The 5039-nt window shown below is 49.9% G+C and carries 1 tRNA gene and 3 rRNA genes; all 4 read right to left on the bottom strand.

The window, feature by feature from the left end:
- Nucleotides 1-116: ribosomal RNA gene (gene rrf / locus M1G14_RS10830) — 5S ribosomal RNA — on the bottom strand.
- 79 nt (nt 117-195) lie between these two features.
- Nucleotides 196-3095, bottom strand: a 23S ribosomal RNA gene (locus tag M1G14_RS10825).
- Between the two features lie 124 nt (nt 3096-3219).
- A tRNA-Ala gene (locus M1G14_RS10820) sits at nt 3220-3292 on the bottom strand.
- Nucleotides 3293-3345: 53 nt separating this feature from the next.
- Nucleotides 3346-4893 (bottom strand): 16S ribosomal RNA (locus M1G14_RS10815).
- Together the 16S, 23S and 5S rRNA genes with 1 tRNA gene alongside form the textbook arrangement of a ribosomal RNA operon.
- Nucleotides 4894-5039 lie beyond the last annotated feature (146 nt).

Here is a 5039-nt window from a genome sequence, read left to right as displayed (position 1 = left end):
GCTAAGCGACTACCTTATCTCACAGGGGGCAACCCCCAACTACTTCCGGCGTTCTAGGGCTTAACTGCTGTGTTCGGCATGGGTACAGGTGTATCTCCTAGGCTATCGTCACTTAACTCTGAATGATTAAACATTCAAAATTGAACATCTATATTCTAACAAGTTAACCTTTCGTTGTCAATATCTTCTGACTCTTTGGATAAGTCCTCGAGCTATTAGTATTAGTCCGCTCCATTGCTCACACAACTTCCACTCCTAACCTATCTACCTGATCTTCTCTCAGGGCTCTTACTGATATAAAATCATGGGAAATCTCATCTTGAGGTGGGTTTCACACTTAGATGCTTTCAGCGTTTATCCCTTCCCTACATAGCTACCCAGCGATGCCTCTGGCGAGACAACTGGTACACCAGCGGTAAGTCCACTCTGGTCCTCTCGTACTAGGAGCAGATCCTCTCAAATTTCCTACGCCCGCGACGGATAGGGACCGAACTGTCTCACGACGTTCTGAACCCAGCTCGCGTGCCGCTTTAATGGGCGAACAGCCCAACCCTTGGGACCGACTACAGCCCCAGGATGCGACGAGCCGACATCGAGGTGCCAAACCTCCCCGTCGATGTGAACTCTTGGGGGAGATAAGCCTGTTATCCCCAGGGTAGCTTTTATCCGTTGAGCGATGGCCCTTCCATACGGAACCACCGGATCACTAAGCCCGACTTTCGTCCCTGCTCGAGTTGTAGCTCTCGCAGTCAAGCTCCCTTATACCTTTACACTCTGCGAATGATTTCCAACCATTCTGAGGGAACCTTTGGGCGCCTCCGTTACCTTTTAGGAGGCGACCGCCCCAGTCAAACTGCCCGTCAGACACTGTCTCCGTAGATGATGAACCTACCGGGTTAGAGTGGCCATAACACAAGGGTAGTATCCCAACAACGCCTCCATCGAAACTGGCGTCCCGATCTCAATGGCTCCTACCTATCCTGTACATGTGGCACAGACACTCAATATCAAACTGCAGTAAAGCTCCATGGGGTCTTTCCGTCCTGTCGCGGGTAACCTGCATCTTCACAGGTACTAAAATTTCACCGAGTCTCTCGTTGAGACAGTGCCCAAATCATTACGCCTTTCGTGCGGGTCGGAACTTACCCGACAAGGAATTTCGCTACCTTAGGACCGTTATAGTTACGGCCGCCGTTTACTGGGGCTTCAATTCATACCTTCGCTTACGCTAAGCACTCCTCTTAACCTTCCAGCACCGGGCAGGCGTCACCCCCTATACATCATCTTACGATTTAGCAGAGAGCTGTGTTTTTGATAAACAGTTGCTTGGGCCTATTCACTGCGGCTGACTTTAAGCCAGCACCCCTTCTCCCGAAGTTACGGGGTCATTTTGCCGAGTTCCTTAACGAGAGTTCTCTCGCTCACCTGAGGCTACTCGCCTCGACTACCTGTGTCGGTTTGCGGTACGGGTAGAGTATGATTAACGCTAGAAGCTTTTCTTGGCAGTGTGACGTCACTAACTTCGCTACTAAACTTCGCTCCCCATCACAGCTCAATGTTACAGAATTAAGCATTTAACTCAATTCACACCTCACTGCTTAGACGTGCACTTCCAGTCGCACGCTTTAGTTAGCCTACTGCGTCCCTCCTTCACTACATACTCTAGTACAGGAATATCAACCTGTTGTCCATCGGATACACCTTTCGGTCTCTCCTTAGGTCCCGACTAACCCAGGGCGGACGAGCCTTCCCCTGGAAACCTTAGTCTTACGGTGGACAGGATTCTCACCTGTCTTTCGCTACTCATACCGGCATTCTCACTTCTATGCGTTCCAGCGCTCCTCACGGTACACCTTCTCCACACATAGAACGCTCTCCTACCATACCTATAAAGGTATCCACAGCTTCGGTAAATTGTTTTAGCCCCGGTACATTTTCGGCGCAGGGTCACTCGACTAGTGAGCTATTACGCACTCTTTGAATGAATAGCTGCTTCTAAGCTAACATCCTAGTTGTCTGTGCAACCCCACATCCTTTTCCACTTAACAATTATTTTGGGACCTTAGCTGGTGGTCTGGGCTGTTTCCCTTTCGACTACGGATCTTAGCACTCGCAGTCTGACTGCCGACCATAATTCATTGGCATTCGGAGTTTATCTGAGATTGGTAATCCGGGATGGACCCCTCACCCAAACAGTGCTCTACCTCCAAGAATCTTAATGTCGACGCTAGCCCTAAAGCTATTTCGGAGAGAACCAGCTATCTCCAAGTTCGTTTGGAATTTCTCCGCTACCCACAAGTCATCCAAGCACTTTTCAACGTGCCCTGGTTCGGTCCTCCAGTGAGTTTTACCTCACCTTCAACCTGCTCATGGGTAGGTCACATGGTTTCGGGTCTACGACATAATACTAATCCGCCCTATTCAGACTCGGTTTCCCTACGGCTCCGTCTCTTCAACTTAACCTCGCATCATATCGTAACTCGCCGGTTCATTCTACAAAAGGCACGCTCTCACCCATTAACGGGCTCGAACTTGTTGTAGGCACACGGTTTCAGGTTCTATTTCACTCCCCTCCCGGGGTGCTTTTCACCTTTCCCTCACGGTACTGGTTCACTATCGGTCACTAGAGAGTATTTAGGGTTGGGAGATGGTCCTCCCAGATTCCGACGGGATTTCTCGTGTCCCGCCGTACTCAGGATACTGCTAGGTATAAAGACTATTTCGAATACGAGGCTCTTACTCTCTTTGGCTGACCTTCCCATGTCATTCTTCTATAATCTTTAAGTCCACATTGCAGTCCTACAACCCCGAAGAGTAAACTCTTCGGTTTGCCCTCCTGCCGTTTCGCTCGCCGCTACTCAGGCAATCGCTTTTGCTTTCTCTTCCTGCAGCTACTTAGATGTTTCAGTTCACTGCGTCTTCCTCTACCTATCCTTAACAGATAGGAGTACTAGCCATTAGCTAGTGGGTTCCCCCATTCGGACATCTCTGGATCGTCGCTTACTTACAGCTCCCCAAAGCATTTCGTCGTTTGTCACGTCCTTCTTCGGCTTCTAGTGCCAAGGCATCCACCGTGCGCCCTTATTAACTTAACCTTATTTTTGGTCTTGCGACCTAAACTCTTTAAATATTTACAGCGTTTCGGTTTATTTTTCTTGTTACTATTTGATATAGATATTCAATTTTCAATGTTCAATCTTAACACCCTTACAGTGTTAATGGAGCCTAGCGGGATCGAACCGCTGACCTCCTGCGTGCAAAGCAGGCGCTCTCCCAGCTGAGCTAAGGCCCCACAAGACCTCTCAAAACTAAACAAGACCAACGTACAGGTTTCCTTTTCCTTAGAAAGGAGGTGATCCAGCCGCACCTTCCGATACGGCTACCTTGTTACGACTTCACCCCAATCATCTATCCCACCTTAGGCGGCTGGCTCCTTACGGTTACCTCACCGACTTCGGGTGTTACAAACTCTCGTGGTGTGACGGGCGGTGTGTACAAGGCCCGGGAACGTATTCACCGCGGCGTGCTGATCCGCGATTACTAGCGATTCCGACTTCATGTAGGCGAGTTGCAGCCTACAATCCGAACTGAGACTGGCTTTAAGAGATTAGCTTGCCGTCACCGACTCGCGACTCGTTGTACCAGCCATTGTAGCACGTGTGTAGCCCAGGTCATAAGGGGCATGATGATTTGACGTCATCCCCACCTTCCTCCGGTTTATTACCGGCAGTCTCGCTAGAGTGCCCAACTCAATGATGGCAACTAACAATAGGGGTTGCGCTCGTTGCGGGACTTAACCCAACATCTCACGACACGAGCTGACGACAACCATGCACCACCTGTCACCTCTGTCCCGAAGGAAAACTCTATCTCTAGAGCGGTCAGAGGGATGTCAAGACCTGGTAAGGTTCTTCGCGTTGCTTCGAATTAAACCACATGCTCCACCGCTTGTGCGGGCCCCCGTCAATTCCTTTGAGTTTCAACCTTGCGGTCGTACTCCCCAGGCGGAGTGCTTAATGCGTTAGCTGCGGCACTGAGTCCCGGAAAGGACCCAACACCTAGCACTCATCGTTTACGGCGTGGACTACCAGGGTATCTAATCCTGTTTGCTCCCCACGCTTTCGAGCCTCAGCGTCAGTTACAGACCAGAGAGCCGCTTTCGCCACCGGTGTTCCTCCATATATCTACGCATTTCACCGCTACACATGGAATTCCACTCTCCCCTTCTGCACTCAAGTTAAACAGTTTCCAAAGCGTACTATGGTTAAGCCACAGCCTTTAACTTCAGACTTATCTAACCGCCTGCGCTCGCTTTACGCCCAATAAATCCGGATAACGCTCGGGACCTACGTATTACCGCGGCTGCTGGCACGTAGTTAGCCGTCCCTTTCTGGTAAGTTACCGTCACAGTGTGAACTTTCCACTCTCACACTCGTTCTTCTCTTACAACAGAGCTTTACGATCCGAAAACCTTCTTCACTCACGCGGCGTTGCTCGGTCAGGGTTGCCCCCATTGCCGAAGATTCCCTACTGCTGCCTCCCGTAGGAGTCTGGGCCGTGTCTCAGTCCCAGTGTGGCCGATCACCCTCTCAGGTCGGCTATGTATCGTCGCCTTGGTGAGCCGTTACCTCACCAACTAGCTAATACAACGCAGGTCCATCTCTTAGTGATGCAATTGCACCTTTCAAATCAATATCATGCGATATCGTCTTTTATGCGGTATTAGCTATCGTTTCCAATAGTTATCCCCCGCTAAGAGGCAGGTTACCTACGCGTTACTCACCCGTTCGCAACTCATCCGCTCGGTGCAAGCACCAAGCTTCAGCGTTCTACTTGCATGTATTAGGCACGCCGCCAGCGTTCATCCTGAGCCAGGATCAAACTCTCATTAAAATAATTGTTTGTCTTAAACTCATTCTGTCACTGACAGATTTATTGTTTTTTTATTGTTCAGTTACTATAACCTTAGTTATAGCGCCCTGCACATTGGTTCGTCTTGTTCAGTTTTCAAAGGTCTTTGTCGCTCTCGCGCGACAACT

Source organism: Streptococcus parasanguinis (assembly GCF_023109675.1).
GTDB lineage: Bacteria > Bacillota > Bacilli > Lactobacillales > Streptococcaceae > Streptococcus > Streptococcus parasanguinis_I.
This window is presented reverse-complemented; position numbering and strand designations above follow the sequence as displayed.